Origin of the sequence: Dietzia sp. KRD202, assembly GCF_017168155.1 — a bacterium.
In the GTDB taxonomy this organism is placed as follows: Bacteria; Actinomycetota; Actinomycetes; order Mycobacteriales; family Mycobacteriaceae; genus Dietzia; species Dietzia kunjamensis.
Map to the genome: position 1 here is coordinate 180,951 of NZ_JABFAN010000017.1, position 17,239 is coordinate 198,189.

14 protein-coding genes are annotated in these 17,239 nt (G+C 71.8%); 6 read left to right on the forward strand and 8 right to left on the reverse strand.

Annotation, left to right across the window (positions count from 1 at the left end; genetic code table 11):
* Window positions 1-64 precede the first annotated feature (64 nt).
* Window positions 65-1,747 carry a hypothetical protein gene (locus tag J1M64_RS13435; protein ID WP_206474436.1) on the reverse strand — a complete coding sequence of 561 codons (1,683 nt, stop codon included), beginning with the start codon at window positions 1,745-1,747 and terminating at the stop codon, window positions 65-67.
* 235 nt (window positions 1,748-1,982) lie between these two features.
* On the opposite strand from J1M64_RS13435, the gene J1M64_RS13440 reads away from it, so the two are divergent.
* Complete coding sequence (locus tag J1M64_RS13440; protein ID WP_206474499.1) at window positions 1,983-3,269, forward strand: DUF4921 family protein; 1,287 nt, start codon at window positions 1,983-1,985, stop codon at window positions 3,267-3,269.
* Between the two features lie 52 nt (window positions 3,270-3,321).
* On the opposite strand, the gene J1M64_RS13445 is transcribed toward J1M64_RS13440, so the two are convergent.
* Complete coding sequence (locus J1M64_RS13445) at window positions 3,322-3,885, reverse strand: hypothetical protein (RefSeq protein WP_227022115.1); 564 nt, start codon at window positions 3,883-3,885, stop codon at window positions 3,322-3,324.
* A gap of 110 nt (window positions 3,886-3,995) precedes the next feature.
* Between J1M64_RS13445 and J1M64_RS13450 the strand changes: the two genes are divergently transcribed.
* Window positions 3,996-5,147 (forward strand): DUF4185 domain-containing protein, encoded by a 1,152-nt coding sequence (locus J1M64_RS13450; protein WP_206474437.1) that lies wholly within the window; start codon window positions 3,996-3,998, stop codon window positions 5,145-5,147.
* Between the two features lie 51 nt (window positions 5,148-5,198).
* On the opposite strand, the gene J1M64_RS13455 is transcribed toward J1M64_RS13450, so the two are convergent.
* On the reverse strand, window positions 5,199-6,713 hold the full coding sequence (locus J1M64_RS13455; RefSeq protein ID WP_206474438.1) for an AAA family ATPase: 1,515 nt from the start codon (window positions 6,711-6,713) through the stop codon (window positions 5,199-5,201).
* 224 nt (window positions 6,714-6,937) lie between these two features.
* Here J1M64_RS13455 and J1M64_RS13460 point away from each other — a divergent pair, with 224 nt between their 5' ends.
* Together J1M64_RS13460 and J1M64_RS13465 are read left to right on the forward strand one after the other, a co-directional pair.
* Window positions 6,938-7,672 (forward strand): hypothetical protein, encoded by a 735-nt coding sequence (locus J1M64_RS13460; protein WP_206474439.1) that lies wholly within the window; start codon window positions 6,938-6,940, stop codon window positions 7,670-7,672.
* A gap of 107 nt (window positions 7,673-7,779) precedes the next feature.
* Window positions 7,780-8,901: a glycerate kinase gene (locus J1M64_RS13465; RefSeq protein ID WP_120285067.1), complete on the forward strand. Its 1,122-nt coding sequence runs from the start codon at window positions 7,780-7,782 to the stop codon at window positions 8,899-8,901.
* A gap of 25 nt (window positions 8,902-8,926) precedes the next feature.
* On the opposite strand, the gene J1M64_RS13470 is transcribed toward J1M64_RS13465, so the two are convergent.
* Window positions 8,927-9,571 carry a maleylpyruvate isomerase family mycothiol-dependent enzyme gene (locus J1M64_RS13470; protein ID WP_206474440.1) on the reverse strand — a complete coding sequence of 215 codons (645 nt, stop codon included), beginning with the start codon at window positions 9,569-9,571 and terminating at the stop codon, window positions 8,927-8,929.
* A 104-nt stretch (window positions 9,572-9,675) separates the two neighbouring features.
* Between J1M64_RS13470 and J1M64_RS13475 the strand changes: the two genes are divergently transcribed.
* The gene (locus J1M64_RS13475; protein ID WP_067714951.1) at window positions 9,676-11,250 is read left to right on the forward strand and encodes an FMN-binding glutamate synthase family protein; all 1,575 of its coding nucleotides are present in this window, start codon (window positions 9,676-9,678) and stop codon (window positions 11,248-11,250) included.
* Here J1M64_RS13475 and J1M64_RS13480 read toward each other — a convergent pair.
* The 4 genes from J1M64_RS13480 to J1M64_RS13495 all read right to left on the reverse strand — a co-directional run bounded on the left by J1M64_RS13480 (window position 11,247) and on the right by J1M64_RS13495 (window position 15,251).
* The gene (locus J1M64_RS13480) at window positions 11,247-11,882 is read right to left on the reverse strand and encodes a hypothetical protein (RefSeq protein ID WP_206474441.1); all 636 of its coding nucleotides are present in this window, start codon (window positions 11,880-11,882) and stop codon (window positions 11,247-11,249) included. The genes J1M64_RS13475 and J1M64_RS13480 overlap by 4 nt on opposite strands.
* Before the next feature lie 46 nt (window positions 11,883-11,928).
* On the reverse strand, window positions 11,929-12,411 hold the full coding sequence (locus J1M64_RS13485; protein ID WP_194307384.1) for a DUF779 domain-containing protein: 483 nt from the start codon (window positions 12,409-12,411) through the stop codon (window positions 11,929-11,931).
* The gene (locus J1M64_RS13490; RefSeq protein WP_206474442.1) at window positions 12,411-13,934 is read right to left on the reverse strand and encodes an aldehyde dehydrogenase family protein; all 1,524 of its coding nucleotides are present in this window, start codon (window positions 13,932-13,934) and stop codon (window positions 12,411-12,413) included. Before J1M64_RS13490 ends, J1M64_RS13485 begins: the two co-directional genes overlap by 1 nt.
* A 165-nt stretch (window positions 13,935-14,099) precedes the next feature.
* Window positions 14,100-15,251: a helix-turn-helix domain-containing protein gene (locus tag J1M64_RS13495; RefSeq protein WP_206474443.1), complete on the reverse strand. Its 1,152-nt coding sequence runs from the start codon at window positions 15,249-15,251 to the stop codon at window positions 14,100-14,102.
* A 136-nt stretch (window positions 15,252-15,387) separates the two neighbouring features.
* On the opposite strand from J1M64_RS13495, the gene J1M64_RS13500 reads away from it, so the two are divergent.
* On the forward strand, window positions 15,388-17,178 hold the full coding sequence (locus tag J1M64_RS13500; RefSeq protein WP_206474444.1) for a long-chain fatty acid--CoA ligase: 1,791 nt from the start codon (window positions 15,388-15,390) through the stop codon (window positions 17,176-17,178).
* Window positions 17,179-17,239: the final 61 nt, after the last annotated feature.

Here is a 17,239-nt window from a genome sequence, read left to right on the forward strand (position 1 = left end):
TCCCGAGATGGCGGAAGGCCCGCCCCGGGCGAATGCTCCCGGGGCGGGCCTTCTCTCAGATAACTCACCGAATGAACGGCATTGGTGGCAACGTGACACCGTCCGGCAGCGCCACTTCGTAGTCACCCAGCGAGCCGGTCATCACGATGGCGGCATTGACGCCCACCGCGGCGCCTCCGACTCCGGCGACACCCGGTTCGCCTCCACGCCCGTTGGGCGTCGAGGGCCCGGGCGCAACCGGCGGCGCGGCGACCGCCGGCGCTGCCGCGACCGGAGCGGGGAGGCCCGGCAGCGGCGGAAGCGCGATCCCCATGTCCGCGCCCACCTGCAGGATCATCGGTGCAGCAGCCACGGAACCGCCGATGAGCGCGACAGGCAGCAGCAGCGGCAGTGACCCCGCAGCCGATCCTGCGGACCCGAGTGGGGCCAGCGACGCCGTGAGGGACCCGAGGGGAGCGAGGGAGCCGGTGGCCGATCCCGGTTCGAGAGATCCCATCGGCAGGGAGCCCTCAGACGAGCCATCCTCCAGCGACCCTTCATCGGACCCGGCCGACAACGGTGCGAGGGAACCCCCGTCGAGGGAGCCCTCCAACGACCCGTCGAGCGAACCCTCTCCCGTCCCGTTGCCCGAACCGGCATCAGAACCGGACGACAACGGCGCCAGGGACCCCTCCAACGACCCGTCGTCCGAACCCATGTCATCCGACCCGCCACCGGAACCCGCCGACAACGGCTCCAGCGATCCTCCCACCGATGCGAGAGGCAGGGAGCCCAGAGCAAGGGACCCGGGCGCGAGTGAACCGAGGTCGACCGACCCCTCCCCGGGCTCGTTGTCCGACCCGCCCTCAGAACCGGCCGACAACGGCGCGAGCGAACCCGCATCCAGCGACCCCTCCAGCGACCCGTCATCCGAGCCCGGATCATCCGACCCGCCAGCAGAACCCGTCATCAACGGCTGGAGCGAACCCCCATCGAGGGACCCCTCCAACGACCCATCGAGCGAACCCAGATCATCCGACCCGCCCTCAGAACCGGCCGACAACGGCGCGAGCGAACCCGCATCCAGCGACCCCTCCAACGACCCGTCATCCGATCCCAGATCCTCCGACCCGCCCTCAGAACCGGCTGACAGCGGCGCGAGCGAGCCATCACCCCCCTCGGAACCGGACGATCCGAGCGCCAGGAGCAGAGTCACGGCCACAAGCGATCCGCCCTCGGCGGAACCGGGCTCCAACGACCCGTCGTCCGAGCCGGCATCCGACCCCGCCGACAACGGCTCCAGCGAACCGGGGTCCAGTGAACCCTGGCCCGGCAGCTCATCCGATCCGGTGGATCCGTCGTCCGAGCCGGCATCGGATCCCGCGGACAGCGGCTGCAGTGACCCTGGGTCAAGAGAACCGGGGTCGAGCGATCCCGGGTTGAGCGATCCGGTGTCCGGGGACGACCCCGACGGCACGGATCCGGGGTCCACCGAACCGGGCCCCGACAGATCATCCGAGCCGGTATCGGAACCGGCGGACAGCGGCTCCAGCGAGCCGGGATCCAGCGAGCCGCTCGGTATGCCCCCGTCCAGGGATCCGCCCTCACCCGACCCGGCCGAACCGAGCAGCAGTTCGAGGTTCAGACCGAGCTCGCCGTTGAGCGACCCGGTCTGGGCACCTGCGATCGCCGGCGAACCGGCGGCGGCGAGCAGCGCTGCGCTGGTGAGCGCCGCCGCCCTCAGATGTCGTGCGCGTGTCGAAGACATAGTCGATCCTTCTCTCGGTGTCCCTTGCTTCTGCCGGAGGATGCAGCGGATCGCTGGCACCGATCCCCTTACCTGGCCTACATATCTTGAAAACTCAGAATACTGTTACCTAGATCACATTACTACCGGTGAAACGACATATATTTGACCTCGTCAGCGGCCCGCGTCCACCTACGCTCGATGGGTGACCACTGCGCCCCACACCCTGTCGTCCCCGGTCCCGCCGCTTCGCCGCATGGCGGACGGCACGGTCAAGCAGACCAATCCGTTCACCGGCACCGAGGTCTGGACCGTGCCCGGTCGGGCGCACCGGCCCATCGACCACTCCCCCGGGCGGGTCACCGCGGTGGACCCGTCCGCCGCGGAGGCGCACTGCCCGTTCTGTGTGACCCGGCTGCGCGAGACCACCCCGGAGAAGGCGCGGGTGATCCGCGACGGCGACACCTGGCGGGTGCTCGAGGAGGTGGCCGCCGACGAGCTCGATGCCACGACCCCGGAGTTCCGGCTGTTCGGCAATCTCTTCGAGATCGTCTCTCTGGACTACTGGAAGGCCGTGCACGGTTACCGCATCCCGGCCCGCGCGGCCGCCCACCAGGCCGCGTACCTGGCGACCCCGTCCGGCGCCGAGCACGTCCGCGCGCTGGTCCGCGCCCGCATCGCCGCAGCGCAGGGCGACCCGTCGGCCGTGGACGCCATGGGCCCGGCCGAACTGGCCGCGCACTCGGAGAGCTTCTTCGGCGGCTGTCACGACGTGGTGGTGGCACGCCGTCATCTCACCGACGGCGCCACCGCCAGCGACCGCCACGCCGCGTCGGGCGACCTGACCCCCGCCGAGCACGAGCAGTTCACCGCCTTCACGGTCCGCGCGATGCGAGGCCTGTACCGCGACAACGCACACGCGCGGTACGTGTCGGTGTTCCAGAACTGGCTCGCGCCCGCGGGCGCCTCGTTCGCGCACCTGCACAAACAGCTGGTGGCGATCGACGAGATCCCCGCCAAGACCGCCCGCGAGGCGGCCGCGCTGGGCGGCGACCCCGACCTCTACAACCGGCTCGGTGTGGACCACGCCGCGGCCGAGGGGTTGGTGCTGGCGGAAAACGAGCACGCGGTCGCGGTGGTGGGCGTGGGGCACCGCTACCCCGCGCTGGTGGTCTACTCGCGGTCGGCGGCGAGCGCGCCGTGGGAGCATTCGGCGGCCGAGCTGCGCGGCGTCTCGGATCTGCTGCACGCCTGCCACGCGGCGACGGGTCGGCTGGTGCCGTGTAACGAGGAGTGGCACACCCGCCCGCCTGAACGGGGTGTCGCGGCCATGCCGTGGCGGATCGTGCTGAAGTGGCGCATCTCGACCCCCGCCGGTTTCGAGGGCGCGACCGGCGTCTACGTCAACACGATCGACCCGTGGGGCTTGCGTGACCGGGTGGTACCGCGCCTGGCAGAGCTCCGCGCGCAGGGCCGGATCGCCCACATGGCGGTGGGCACCGAGTGCGGGGACGTGCGGGGGGCACTTCGGTACGGGCGATGAGGACGACGACGACGACGAGGTGGTGGCCACGCCCGGCCGGCGGGAGGGCGGGTCAGTGGCCGCGGACGCCGAGGCCGCGGACGCGGCCGGAGGCGCGTGAGACGACACGCGTGTGGATGACGCCCCGCGCGGGGGCGGCGGTGGCCTCACGGATGCCCGGGACGGAGGCCGGGATCACCACCGGCGCGGCGAGACCCGCGTCGAGCAGCATCGCGGTGGGCGTCTCCTCCGAGCCGCCGTTGATGCTGCAGCACAGTTGATAGGCGTCCTCGTCCCGCCAGATATTGACCCAGTGGACGTCGAGTCCCTCACGGGCGGCCCGGCGACGCAGCGCCGACGAATAAGGGCACCCCGGCCTCCACAGCACCACCACGGCGCGACCCGCGTCGGCGACGGACCGCACGGTCTGGAGTGGCTCGTGACCGGAGGCGCGCAGCGGGGAGTTCCACAGGGCCAGCACCAGTGCCGCGACGAGCACCACGGCCGCCAACGGCGCGCCGTGTCCGAACCCGATGAGCGTCCACGCCGTGGCACACCCGAGCGCCAGAACGGCTGCGGGGCCGAGCCAGTGGCCGGGGACGAGCTCCCGCCCGGCCCGTGCGAAGGGATGGGTCACGCCGATGACCATACGCCCCGCGGTTCGGGGCGTGGGGCCCGCTTCGCCAGAATTGTGACCTGACAACGAGTCTGGTGCCGCCCGACCGGTTGCGCGGTAGCGTCGGCCCCATGACGGATCCGCCGCCGCCCACTGCGTCCCGCACATCGGCCACCCGCAAGGTCCGCGACCTCACCGGACCCGGGATCACCACGGCCTTCGGGATGGAGGGGACGGATCTGGGCATCCTGACCCGGACCCCGTCCGGGCGCCTGCTCGCGGTGTTCGGCGACACCTTCGCCGGCGCCGGGATGGGCGCCCCCCATGTGGGGCGTCCGCACCCGGGTATCGAGCAGTGTGCCCCCACCACGGACGAGCGTCCCGGACCCGGAAACCCGGACTGGCGCTCCCCCGCCGGATTGTTCTCCGACACCGTCGACCTGTCCGAGGGGCTCGAGTGGACGGACGCCGCCGGCCCGGGCCCGCGGGACTACGCCGCCCAGCTGATCGACTATGTGCACGGCCGCGGTTGCTCGACCGTCCTCCCGAGCGACGTGCTCACCATCGGAGACACCATGTACCTGCACGTCATGGTCAACGACGGCCTGGGCACCGTCACCCGCACCCGGATCCACCGGTCGACCGACGACGGCCGGACCTGGGAGCCCACGGGGGCGGAGTTCTCGCCGCTCCTCGAGGGCGGCCATCGCCAACTCTGGACGTGGGAGCTCGGCGGGGACGGGTTCGTCTACGTCCTGTCCACAGGGTTCCAACGGGACAAGGGCGTCATCCTCATGCGGGTGCGTGAGGAGCACCTCGCGGATCCCGACCTCCGCAGGTGGCAGACCTGGGGCTTCCGGAAGGGCGCCTGGAACTGGGGCAACCCCACGACCATCGTGCTGCCCGGCCGGATCGGCGAGATGTACCTGCGTCGGTGCGAGGACTTCTGGACCCTCACCTACTTCGATGCCGAGCACTACCGCATCGACTGTCTGACGTTCCCGCACATCGGGGCCGACCTGCTCGACCGCTCGGTCACCACGCACACCACGCTCCTGCGCGGGAGTGCGTGGGGCGACGAGTCCGACGGTTCCGACCCCGGGGCCGGGCCCGCCCGGGTCGCCCAGCTCTACTGCGGCTGCCCGGTGCCGGGGTCCACGCCGGAGGAGTGGCACTTCGTGGTGAGCCAGTGGAACACCCACGACTCGGCCGCCGGGCCCGCCGGGTGGCCGTACCGGTCCATGCAGTTCGTCGGCTCGATCCCGCGGCCGCCGCGCGGCTGAGCCAGGATCGCGGCTCAACCGGGGGCCCGGTGCACCAGGAGCACTGACGGCTCACGCCCAGGGCAGCGGCCCCAGCTCGCGTTCGGCCCACGGGTGCACGGCGGCGCGGTCGCGCACGTCGAGCCCGGCGGTGTCCACCTCGATCGCGTCCGGCCACGGCGCCGTCGCCACCAGCTGGGAGTCCAGGACCTCCACCGTGGCCTCGGACGGGTCGGCGCCCGCGGCCGCCCGCGCGGTGATCCGCCGAACCAGCTCGTCGCGGGGCGCGGTGCACGCGATCTCCACCAGCTCGGCGTGCGCGTCCGCGGCCACGGTCTCGGCCTCCGCGCGGCGCCGTGGCTCCAGCCAGGTGGCGTCCAGCACCACCGTTCGCCCCTGCGCGAGCAGCCCGGCGGCGCGGGCGAGCATCTCCGCGTAGACCGCGTCGATCGCCGCGTCCGAATACCGGTCGGCGGCGGCGCCCGCGATCTCCCCGCGGACCACGTCGGAACGCAGCAGGTCCGCCGACAGCGCGTCTGCCAGCGGCGCGGCCAGCGTGGACTTACCGGACCCGGACACCCCGCCCACCAGCACCAGACGGACACGGCACCGCAGCAGTGAGTCGACCGCCCGGTCCGCCAACACCAGCGCCCGGCGGGCCTCGCCGCCGGCGGCCCCGTCGTCGGCCTGCTCGGCGCGGATGGCGGTCACCTTGGAGCGGACCAGGGCACGGTAGGCGATGTAGTGGTGGACCAGCGAGGGCGGCGCGTCATCGCCGGAGAAGTCGCGGTAGGCCTCGAGGAGGACGACGGCGAGGTCCCGCGCCCCCGCGGCGTCGAGATCCATCGCCAGGAATGCGATGTCAAGCATCGCGTCGCCGAACCGGAGCCGGTCGTCGAACTCGAGGCAGTCGATCACCCGCGGTCCGTCGTCGGTGAGGTAGACGTCGGCGGCGAGGAGGTCCCCGTGGCCGTCGACGACCCGGCCGGCCGCCACGCGGGACCGCAGCAGCGGGGCCCGCCCCCGCAGGTAGCCCGACGCCAGGGCCGCGATGTCGTCGACGATCTCCGGGGCGTCCCTACCCACGTCGAGTCCGCGCAGGTGGTCGAGGGACTCCGCCCACAACCGCGCCACCGCGGCGGGGGAGCCCGCGGCGTCGATCTCCTCCGAGCGGGGGCTGGCGGCGTGGAGGTGGTCGATCTGCCGGGCCACCTCGCGGATGCCGGCCACGATGTCCGGATCGCCGTCCCCGGTCGAGCCCTCCTGCCGCGACCGCACCAGCGCGGCGAGGCTCCGGTGCGCGGGGAGGCGACGCATCCGCACGACGTGATCGATCACCTCGCCGTCGGGGCCCCTCACCTCCAGCACGCCGGTGTAGACGTCCGGGGCCAGTCGACTGTTGAGCTCGACCTCACGGCGGCTCTGCTCCGCCCGCGCCTCGACGGTGGTGTTGTCGAGGAAGCCGAGATCCAGTGGCTTGCGCACTTTGTGAGCCTGGTCACCCCAGAGGATGATGAGCGCACTGTGGGTCTCCACGAGGCCCGGAGGGCCCGGCGTCGCGGGATCGGATGCTCCGGACACGGTCATGGACCCAGCCTAGGCAGGCACGACGCCGCCCGTGGCGCCTCCGACGGACCCGCCCGACCCCCCGGGGACACGCGAGTGACCGGAGTGTTACATCAACGCGCCCTCACGATTCGGACCCCTTGCGCTCTCGCAGGCCGCTTGTAGGGTCGCCGACGCACCTCGCTTCCGACCGGGGTGCCCGCGATGAGAGACATCGGGGTCGATGTAGATCGGAGACGTGCTCTATGACGAACACTCACCGGAAGACCACCAACCGCACCACCGCGAAGATCGCCGCCGTCGGCGCGTTCGGACTCGGTGCCGCCATCGCGTTCCCCGGCCTGGCCGCCGCGCAGACCGAGGCCCCCACCGACCCCACCGCCAGCCTCGAGGACCTCGCAGGTGACAGCGGCAGCCTCGCCGAGCTCGCGGGCGACGGTGGCAGCCTCGAGGGCGCCCTGGGCACCGACCTCAACCTCGACCTGGGCAGCCTGGCGTTCAACCTCAACCTCGATGCCGAGACCCCCAACCCGGGCTCCGTCGAGCTGGGTAGTCTCGGCGTCTCGCCGAACACCGGCAGCGCGCTGATCGACGGCAACTCCGGTTCCGCCGAGGACGAGACCGAGACCGCGACCGGGTCGGCCACCGGCTCCGCCGACGAGGATGCGACCGACGCCGACGCCGACAGCGGCTCGCTGGACTTCGGCTCGCTGGGCAGCAGCGACGAGACCACCGATGACACCGACGGCGTCACGACCGCCGCGGTGACCGAGGAGGCCCCGGCCACCAGCGGTTCGCTCGGCAGCAGCGACGAGACCACCGACGAGGCCCCCGCCGACGAGACCGCAGCCGAGACCGGGTCGCTGAGCGGCTCGCTCGCCGGCCTGAGCTCGGGCGCCGAGGACGGCGACGGCACCACCGTCGACGCCGGCGCCGAGGTCGAGGCCGACGCCGGACTGAACTTCGGCTCGCTGGGCTGATAACCCCCGCGTCCACGACGCGCCTTCCCGGCCCGGGATCGTGACCCTCCCCCTCACGATCCCGGGCCGTCGTGTGTCCGCCGACACTCATGGGGGATGATGCAGGTGTGACGATCGTCGTGGCCTGCGGGGCCTTCAAGGGCTCCCTCACCGCTGTCGAGGCGTGCCACCACGCGGCCGAGGGCGCCCGTCGGGCGCACCCCGACACCGATGTGCTGGAACGCCCGGTCGCCGACGGTGGGGGCGGCAGTCTCGAGGTGATGGTCGCCGGCGGCGCCCGGACCGTGCCCGTCACGGCATCGGGGCCCACCGGCGAGCCGGTCGAGACCTCGTTCGCCGCCATCGACCCCGACACCGCGTTCGTGGAGATGGCGGACGCCTGCGGCCTGCTGCGACTGCCCGGCGGCGAGGCCCGCCCCCTGGAGGCGTCCAGCCGCGGGGTCGGCGAGGTGATGCTGGCCGCGCTGCGATCCGGCCGCGGCAACATCCACCTGGGCATCGGCGGCAGCGCGTCCACCGACGGCGGCGCCGGGATGCTCGCCGCTCTCGGTGCGCGTTTCCTGGACTCCTCCGGCACGGAGCTGCCCGACGGCGGCGGCGCGCTGGTCAACCTCGACCGGATCGACCTCGACGGCCTCGACCCGGCCGTCCGCGCCGCCCGCATCCTCGTCGCCTGCGACGTGGACAACCCGCTGCTCGGTCCGCTGGGCGCGGCCCGCGTCTACGGCCCGCAGAAGGGCGCGACCCCGGACCAACTCGACGAGCTCGAGGCCGGCCTGACCCGCCTGGTGCGGGTCCTGCGCGCGCAGGGACTCGACGTCGACCCGGATGCGCCCGGCTCCGGCGCCGCCGGCGGGGTCGGCTTCATCGCCCGTGAGCTGCTCGGCGCCTCCCTCGACCCGGGGTTCGAGGTGCTCGGCACCCTCACCGGTCTCGAGGACGTCCTGTCCGCCGCCGACCTGGTGATCACGGGCGAGGGCCGACTCGACGACCAGACCATGCACGGCAAGACCCCGATGGGAGTGGCGGCCCTGTGCCGGTCCCACGCCGTCCCGGTGGTCGCGGTGTGTGGCCGCCTGGATCTGGGGGCCGACCGGGTCGCCGAGGCCGGGTTCGCGGCGGCGGCCGCACTCACCGAACGGGAACCCGACCTGGCCCGTTCCATCGCCAACGCGGGCCCGCTGCTCGAGGAGGTCGCCGCCGAGGTCGTCTCCCGCATCCTGCCCTGAGGCGGCGTTGTCACCAGCGGTGCGGTCAGCCGATACGCCGGCGCAGTTCGTCCACTCCCCCGCCGGACAGCTCGTCGAGGAACACCGGCCGGCCCGCCATGGCCATCACCAGCGCCAGCGTCGGCCCCTCCACCTCCGGACCTGCGCCGGCCTCGAACGGCCCGTCGGTCGCCCGTAGGCGCAGTCCCTTCACGAGCCTCGCACTGTTCACCGCGAAGTCCTGCGACGTATAGAACCGCGCGACCCCGGTCAGGGGATCGACGGGGTAGGCGCGGGTCAGGCCGAGGGGCCGGCGGATGTCCTCCGCGTGCACGATCGTCTCGCCGAGCCACGCCGCGGGGTCCCCGAAGGGTGACACGCGGAGCGACGACGAGTCGACGAAGTTCTCCAGCGTCCCGCCGGGGCTGTCGCGGAGCTGCTCCCGCATCCTCCGCCGGTTGTGCTTGTCGGTGTCGAACCCCGCGCCCACGATGCTGCGGATCCACCCGACCCGGCCCGTCCGGGCGACCGCCGTCAGATGGGCGAGGACCTCTTCCACGCTCCACCGGGTACACAGCGACCCGGTGCGCCACTCCGCGTCGCGCAATGCCCCCAGCTCGTCGGCCAGGGCCGCGCGTTCCACGTGGATCGCCGCCCACAGTCGGTCCCGGTCGGCACGGGCGCGGCTCATGAGAACTCCTCGTTCGCGGTCGGGGTGGTCTCATCGAACCACGCGGCCCCGCCCGGCGGTGTGGTCCATGATGGAACCGTCCCCGCCCCCGACTGGAGGTCGACATGCGCAAGTGGCTCCTCGGCGCGCCCCTGGCCGCCCTGGCCGCGGTCGCGGCCACGGACCTGCGGCAGACCAGGTTCCCGATCCTGCGGACGTTCCCCGTCCTCGGACACGCCCGCATGGCGCTGACCGCCATCGGCCCCGAGCTGCGGCAGTACATCGTCGCCAGCAACGACGAGGAACGGCCGTTCACCCGGGATCAGCGCGACTGGATCTACGAGTCCGCCGAGTCCCGGGGGACCACGTTCGGGTTCGGTACGGACAACGATATCGAGTTCCTCGAGGGCTACCCGATCATCAAACAGCGCACCTTCAGTGACGTCACCCTGTCCGCGCTCCCCCATTCAGGACAGCAGCTCCCGCTCCCGCCCGCCAAGGTGCTGGGCGCCGCCCGCGGCCGGGCCCGCGCGTTCCGGCCGGACTCCCTGGTCAACATCTCGGCGATGAGCTACGGCTCCCTCTCCGCGCCCGCGGTCGAGGCCCTGGGCCGGGGCGCCGCCCTCTCGGGAGCCCTCCACAACACGGGTGAGGGCGGCCTGAGCCCCTACCACCAGAACGGCGCGGACCTCATCTTCCAGATCGGCACCGCCTACTTCGGGGTCCGCGACGACCGGGGCCGGTTCGACATCGACAAGCTGGTCGCGCTCACCGAGAAGCACCCGATCCGGGCGATCGAGATCAAGCTCTCCCAGGGCGCCAAACCCGGCCTGGGCGGACTCCTCCCCGCGGCCAAGATCAGCGAGGAGATCGCCGCGATCCGCGGGATCCCGATGGGCGAGGACTGCGCGAGCCCCTCCCGGCACACCGCGTTCAGCGACGTCGACTCGATGCTCGACCTCGTCGAGGACATCGCCGACCGCACCGGCCTGCCCGTCGGCATCAAGTCGGCCATCGGCGACATGACCTTCTGGGAGGAACTCGCCACGGCGATGGTCCCGCGCGACCGCGGCGTCGACTTCATCACGATCGACGGCGGGGAGGGCGGCACCGGCGCCGGTCCGCTCGTGTTCACCGACGCGGTGTCCCTGCCCTTCCGCCTCGGCTTCCCGCGCGTGTACTCGGTCTTCGCCGAGGCGGGACTCACCGACGACGTCGTGTTCATCGGCGCCGGCAAGCTCGGCATCCCGGAGAACGCCGTGGTCGCGCTCGCACTGGGCGTGGACATGATCAACGTCGCGCGCGAGGCCATGCTCTCGGTGGGGTGCATCCAGGCGCAGAAGTGCCACACCGGCGGCTGCCCCACCGGTGTCGCCACGCAGAACCCGTGGCTGGTGCGCGGGGTGGAGCCCACCGCGATGGCCGAGCGCTGCTCCAACTACATCCGGTCGCTGCGCCGCGAACTCGTCAAGGTCGCGGGCGCCGTCGGCGTCCCCCACCCCGGCCTGATCGGGCCCACCGACGTCGAACTCGCCCGCGGCACCCGGGACTCGCACACGCTCGCCGAGATCTACGGCTACGGCGACGGCTGGGGGCTGCCCGGGCCGGACGACGCGCGGGCCGTCACCGAGATCATGGTCGCCGCCGGCGTCGCCGAGCACACCGCGGCGATCACCCCGCCGGGCGTCGAACCGGACTAGTCGCTCCCGGCGGCCCCCGCGCGCAGCAGGCCCAGCTCGCGGTTGAGGTTGGCGTGGGCCTGCTTCTCCCACATGTCGCGCCCCGCGCGGGTGAGGAACACGGACCTGCGCTCGAGCAGTCCCTCGAGCGCGGCGATCCGCCCGGCGACGAACCTCTCGCCCGGGACGTGGGCGAACTCGTGCCGCACGTCCGCGGCGTAGGTGTCGTAGGTCTCCGGGTCGGCGCCCAGCACGGCCAGGTCGGCGTCCGAGAGGACGGCCCCGTCGAGGTCCCCGGGCTCGACCCGGTGCCCGCCCATGAGGCGGACGAGGCGCGCGACCTCCTCGACGGGCGCGGCCGGGTCGAGCAGTTCCTCGGCCAGCGCCGCCGACTTCTCGTTGTTCTCCGCGCCCGCGGGATCGAACACCGCGGCGTGCAGCCATGCGGCCAACCGAACCGCCGTGGCGTCGAAGGTCTCCCCGTCCGCCTCGAGCGCGTCCACGGCCCGGAGCACGGCCCGCAGGTGCGTCTCGTTGTGGTACCGCCGCTGCGGTTCGTTCCAGCGTCTCAGCAGGTCAGCCCGCAGCTCGGGGGTGAGGAACCCGACGGGGGCGTCGAGCGGGTCAGCGGAGGCCGTGCGATCCGTGTCCATGGTCGGACTCTACCGCCGAAACCCCGCTGATCCGCGCCGGATCGGGTTACTCCTCCAGCTCCGAGCCCAGCCTCGGTGGGAACTCCTCGAGTGCGGCGAGCTCGGCGGTGTCGAACGTGCGGGCCCTGGACAGGAACCGCTTGCCGGTGGGGTTCTCGAGGCTGAACCCCGAGCCCCGTCCCGGGATCGCGTCCAGCACCAACTGCGTGTGTTTCCACGTCTCGAACTGGGAGCCCGAGATCCACACCCGGACCCCGGGCGCCAGGTCCAGCTCCCCCACCAACACGTCGCGCTGTCCCACACGGAACTCACCGTCGGGGTAGCACATGGGCGCCGAGCCGTCGCAGCACCCGCCGGACTGGTGGAACATCACCGGGCCGTGCCGGCCGACGAGCTCGCGGATGAGTTCGACGGCCGGCTCGGTCGCCACGAGACGCGGCGGCAGGTCGGCGGGCGCGCCCTCCGGCGGGAGCGCCCGCGCGGCGATGCGCACGCTCCCACCCGAGGGCAGCCCGCACACGTCGTCCATCAGAAGAAGCCCTGCGGCTTGCCCGAGTAGCTCACGAGCAGGCACTTGGTCTGCTGGTAGTGGTCGAGCATCATGCGGTGGTTCTCCCGGCCGATGCCGGACTGCTTGTAGCCGCCGAACGCCGCGTGCGCCGGGTACTGGTGGTAGGTGTTGGTCCACACGCGGCCGGCCTGGATGGTGCGGCCGGCCCGGTAGGCGGTGGTGCCGTTGCGCGACCACACGCCGGCACCGAGTCCGTAGAGGGTGTCGTTGGCGATGGTCATGGCGTCGTCGAAGTCGGTGAACGAACTCAGGCTCAGCACCGGCCCGAAGATCTCCTCCTGGAACAGCCGCATCTTGTTGTGGCCGCGGAAGACGGTCGGCTGCACGTAGTAGCCACCCGCCAGGTCACCGTCGAGCTCCGCCCGGGCGCCGCCGGTGAGCACGTCCGCGCCCTCCTGCTTGCCGATGTCGATGTAGGACAGGATCTTCTCCAGCTGATCGCCCGAGGCCTGCGCGCCCAGCATGGTGTCGGTGTCGAGCGGGTTGCCCTGGGTGATCTTGTTGGTGCGCTCGATCGCGAGCTCGGTGAACTCGTCGAAGACCGACTTCTGCACCAGCGCGCGTGAGGGGCACGTGCACACCTCGCCCTGGTTGAGGCCGAACATCGCGAACCCCTCGAGGGCGGCCTGCCGGAAGTCGTCGTCGGCGTCCATGACGTCCTCGAAGAAGATGTTGGGGCTCTTGCCGCCCAGCTCGAGGGTCACCGGGATGAGGTTCTCGGAGGCGTACTGCATGATCAGCCGCCCGGTCGTGGTCTCGCCGGTGAAGGCGACCTTGCGGATCCGCGGGTTGGAGGCCAGGGGCTTGCCGGCCTCGGTGCCGAAGCCGTTGACGATGTTGAGCACGCCGGGCGGCAGCAGGTCGCCGATGACGGACATGAGGAACAGGATCGAGGCGGGGGTCTGCTCGGCGGGCTTGAGCACCACGCAGTTGCCCGCGGCCAGCGCGGGGGCGAGCTTCCACACCGCCATGAGCACGGGGAAGTTCCACGGGATGATCTGGCCGACCACGCCCAGCGGCTCGTGGAAGTGGTACGCGACCGTGTCCTCGTCGATCTGGGAGATCCCGCCCTCCTGGGCGCGGATCGACCCGGCGAAGTAGCGGAAGTGGTCGATCGCCAGCGGGATGTCGGCGGCCAGGCACTCGCGGATCGGCTTGCCGTTGTCCCAGGACTCGGCCAGCGCGATCTTCTCGAGGTTCTCCTCCATGCGGTCGGCGATCCGCAGCAGGACCAGCGAACGCTCGGCGGCGGAGGTCGCGTTCCACGACGGGGCGGCGGCCCACGCGGCGTCGAGGGCGGCCTCGATGTCCTCGGCGGTGCCGCGCCCGACCTCGCAGAACACCTGGCCGGTGATCGGGGTGACGTTCTCGAAGTACTCGCCCTTGACGGGCGCGACCCACTCGCCGCCGATGTAGTGGTCGTAGCGGCTCTCGTAGGACATCACCGCGTCGGCGGAACCGGGCTGGGAGAAGACGGGCATGGTGAGCACCTTTCGCGTACCGGGGGACGCCGGCCCACTCGGCCGGCGACTGTGATCCAGGACACTATCCGTGCGGGGGTTGCATGCACGTTGCACGCCGCGGGGGTGACGGCGAGGGGCGACGGCGAGAGGCGACGGCGAGAGGCGCGACGACGACGAGGGCGGTCAGGCTCCCAGGCGGTCGTCCAACACCCGGTACACCGACCGGGCCGAGGAGGTCGCCGCCGGGGAGAGTCCGGGAAGCGACCCGAGGGCCCGCCACGCGTCGGGGTCCTCACGGCCGGGGCCTGCGACCCAGGTCCTCAGGGCCCGCGCCGACCCCGCGGCCAGCGCGGCGGCGCGGACCCGCGCGTGCAGCTCCTCGCGCAGGTCGACCACGCCGGGGGCGTCCGAGGTCGGCAGCAACGGTCCGGGGTAGGCGGCCACCGCGGCATCGACGTCGGTGTCGAGCAGCGCGGCCACCCGTGCGGCGTCGGTCTCCACCGCCCCGGGCGCCAGCCGGTACGGCCGGGAGTGCACCGTGTCCGGGCCGAGGACCCGGCGCAGTCGTGACATCTCCGCGCGGATGCTCACGTCGTTGAGCCGGCCTTCGGCGAGAAGTCCGGCGAGCGCCCCGCCGGACAGTCCCTGCGGATAGGCGCAGAGCAGGACGAGGATCTCCGCGTGCCTGCCGGTGAGCGGGCCGTGCCCGGCCAGTGCGGGCCGTGGGGCCCCGAGGGCCTCGAGTCGCCGGGCGCCCCCGGTCGGCGCGGACCGCAGTTCCGCCTCCGCGAGCAGCGCGGTCGCCCTGACCAGGGCCAACATCTCGGCCGATGCCGCGGCGTCGTTCCCGGTCACGTCGATGCCCCCGATCACCCGGCCCGTCATCGGGTCGTGGACCGGCGCGGCCGAGCAACTCCACGAGTGGGCGGGGGCGAGGTAGTGCTCCTCGCGGCGGACGCGGACCGCGACATCGTGCCGCAACGCCAGGCCGGGGGCGTTGGCGCCCACCGCGTCGTCGCTCCACAGTGCTCCGGGGACGAACGCCATCCGCTCCGCGCGCGTGCGCACACAGCGGTCCCCGAACAGCCAGAGCAGGCGGCCGTCGGCATCGGCCACGGCGACCAGGTGCCCACTGCCCACGACTCCGGAGACGAGGATCTTCTCGACCACCGGCAGCACCGCGGCCATCCGGTGGGATGCGAGGTGCGCGGCCAGGTCGGCGCCCTGCAGGTCCACCGGTGGGTCGAACCGTTCCGGATCGATCCCCCGCACCCTGCTGCGCTCCCGCGACTGCGCCACGAGCGCACTCACCGCGGCTGGCGTCCCTGCCGTCATGCCGCCAGTGTAACGATCATCACACAACATGACGGTCCCCTCGTAAACAGATCTAAATACACCGTGCTCGACACGGGCACCGACTCTGCCTCTACACTTGACAGTGATACAGGCCACACATGACCTAAGGATCGCAATGACGACCGAGTTCGCCACCCCTCCGGTAACGAAGCCCTTCCCTGTCGAGAACCTCGGCCGGGTCGTGTTCAAGAACGCGGAGGAGGCCCCGAACGACGTCGCTGTACTGCGGCTCGTCGGGACCGACTGGAAAGAGGTCACCTGCGCCCAGTACCTGAAGGAGGTCAAGGGGGTCGCCAAGGGTCTCATCGCCCGGGGCGTCAAGCCCGGTGACCGCCTGGCCATCATGAGCCACACCCGCTACGAGTGGTCGCTCATCGCCTGGGCCTCCTGGGCTGTCGGCGCCGTCACGGTGCCGATCTATGAGACCTCCTCGTCGGGCCAGTGCGACTGGATCCTCACGGACTCCGGCGCGTCCTTCGCCGTGGTCGAGAACCTCGAGCTCCGCGAGGTGCTGACGTCCGGCACCGAATGGAACGGCGACATCATGGTCATCGACAACGACCTGATCGCCCAGCTCACCGAGGCCGGCGCGGCCGTCACCGACGAGGAGCTCGAGCAGGCCTCGCTGGCGACGGGCCACGAGGACCGATGCGCCATCATCTACACCTCCGGCACGACGGGCAACCCCAAGGGCTGCGAGATCCTGCACGGTGGGTTCGCCGGCGTCGTGATGGCGGTCGAGGAGCAGCTCAAGGACGCGTTCGTCCCCAACAGCCGCACCCTGATCTTCCTGCCGCTGGCCCACGTGCTGGCCCGCATCCTCGAGGTGAGCAGCTTCTACAAGCGCGTCGCCGTGGCCCACGAGCCCGACACGACCAAGGTCGTCGAGCGACTGGCGGAGATCCACCCGACCTTCCTCGTGTCGGTCCCGCGCGTGCTCGAGAAGGTCTACAACTCCGCAGCGGGCAAGGCCGAGGCCGCCGGTGGCGCCAAGGCCAAGATCTTCAAGGCCGCGGTGCAGACCGCGATCGACTACTCCACGGCCATCGAGGATGGCGGGAAGCCGTCCGCGGGCCTGGCGCTCAAGCAGAAGCTGTTCTCCAAGCTCGTCTACTCGAAGCTGCACGACGCCCTGGGCGGCGAGTGCAACCGCATCATCTCCGGTGGTGGCCCCCTGGGCGCCCGTCTCGGCCACTTCTACCGCGGCGCCGGCTTCGACCTCCTCGAGGGTTACGGTCTCACCGAGTCCTCGGGAGTGCTCACCGTCAACCCGATCGGCCAGGCGAAGATCGGCACCGTGGGTCGACCGATCCCGGGCGTCACCATCCAGATCGCCGACGACGGCGAGATCCTCGCCAAGGCCAAGACCCTGTTCAAGGGCTACTGGCAGAACCCGAAGGCCAACGAGGAGTCCTGGACCGGTGAGTGGTACCACACCGGCGACATCGGCGAGCTCGACTCGGACGGCTACCTGTCGATCACCGGCCGCAAGAAGGACCTCATCGTCACCGCGGGCGGCAAGAACGTGTCGCCGTCCCAGATGGAGGACCTCCTCTCGGCCGACCCCCTGATCAGCCAGGCCGTGGTCGTGGGCGACAACCGCAACTACATCGCGGCGCTGGTCACCATCGACCAGGAGACCTTCCCGGCGTGGCGTGACAAGCACGGCAAGACCGGCGAGGTGGAGGACCTGCTCCGGGACGGCGACCTGGTGGGCGCGATCCAGGACGCCGTGGACCGGGCCAACAAGTCGGTCTCCCGCGCGGAGTCCATCCGCAAGTTCAAGATCCTCGCGGCCGAGTTCACGGTGGAGAGCGGAGAGCTCACCCCGACGCTCAAGCTCAAGCGCAACATCGTGCACGACCGCTTCGGCAGCGAGATCGAGTCGCTGTACACCGACGCCTGATCCACCGACCGTGCGAGCGCCCGGGCCCGGACGGGGTCCGGGCGCTCTCACATCCGCCCGA

Coding starts and splice junctions, on each gene's coding strand:
- J1M64_RS13500 (WP_206474444.1), top strand. CDS start 15,388: ATGACGACCGAGTTCGCCACCCCTCCGGTAACGAAGCCCTTCCCTGTC.
- J1M64_RS13495 (WP_206474443.1), bottom strand. CDS start 15,251: ATGACGGCAGGGACGCCAGCCGCGGTGAGTGCGCTCGTGGCGCAGTCG.
- J1M64_RS13450 (WP_206474437.1), top strand. CDS start 3,996: ATGACGGATCCGCCGCCGCCCACTGCGTCCCGCACATCGGCCACCCGC.
- J1M64_RS13470 (WP_206474440.1), bottom strand. CDS start 9,571: ATGAGCCGCGCCCGTGCCGACCGGGACCGACTGTGGGCGGCGATCCAC.
- J1M64_RS13475 (WP_067714951.1), top strand. CDS start 9,676: ATGCGCAAGTGGCTCCTCGGCGCGCCCCTGGCCGCCCTGGCCGCGGTC.
- J1M64_RS13490 (WP_206474442.1), bottom strand. CDS start 13,934: ATGCCCGTCTTCTCCCAGCCCGGTTCCGCCGACGCGGTGATGTCCTAC.
- J1M64_RS13435 (WP_206474436.1), bottom strand. CDS start 1,747: ATGTCTTCGACACGCGCACGACATCTGAGGGCGGCGGCGCTCACCAGC.
- J1M64_RS13455 (WP_206474438.1), bottom strand. CDS start 6,713: ATGACCGTGTCCGGAGCATCCGATCCCGCGACGCCGGGCCCTCCGGGC.
- J1M64_RS13440 (WP_206474499.1), top strand. CDS start 1,983: ATGGCGGACGGCACGGTCAAGCAGACCAATCCGTTCACCGGCACCGAG.
- J1M64_RS13480 (WP_206474441.1), bottom strand. CDS start 11,882: ATGGACACGGATCGCACGGCCTCCGCTGACCCGCTCGACGCCCCCGTC.
- J1M64_RS13485 (WP_194307384.1), bottom strand. CDS start 12,411: ATGGACGACGTGTGCGGGCTGCCCTCGGGTGGGAGCGTGCGCATCGCC.
- J1M64_RS13460 (WP_206474439.1), top strand. CDS start 6,938: ATGACGAACACTCACCGGAAGACCACCAACCGCACCACCGCGAAGATC.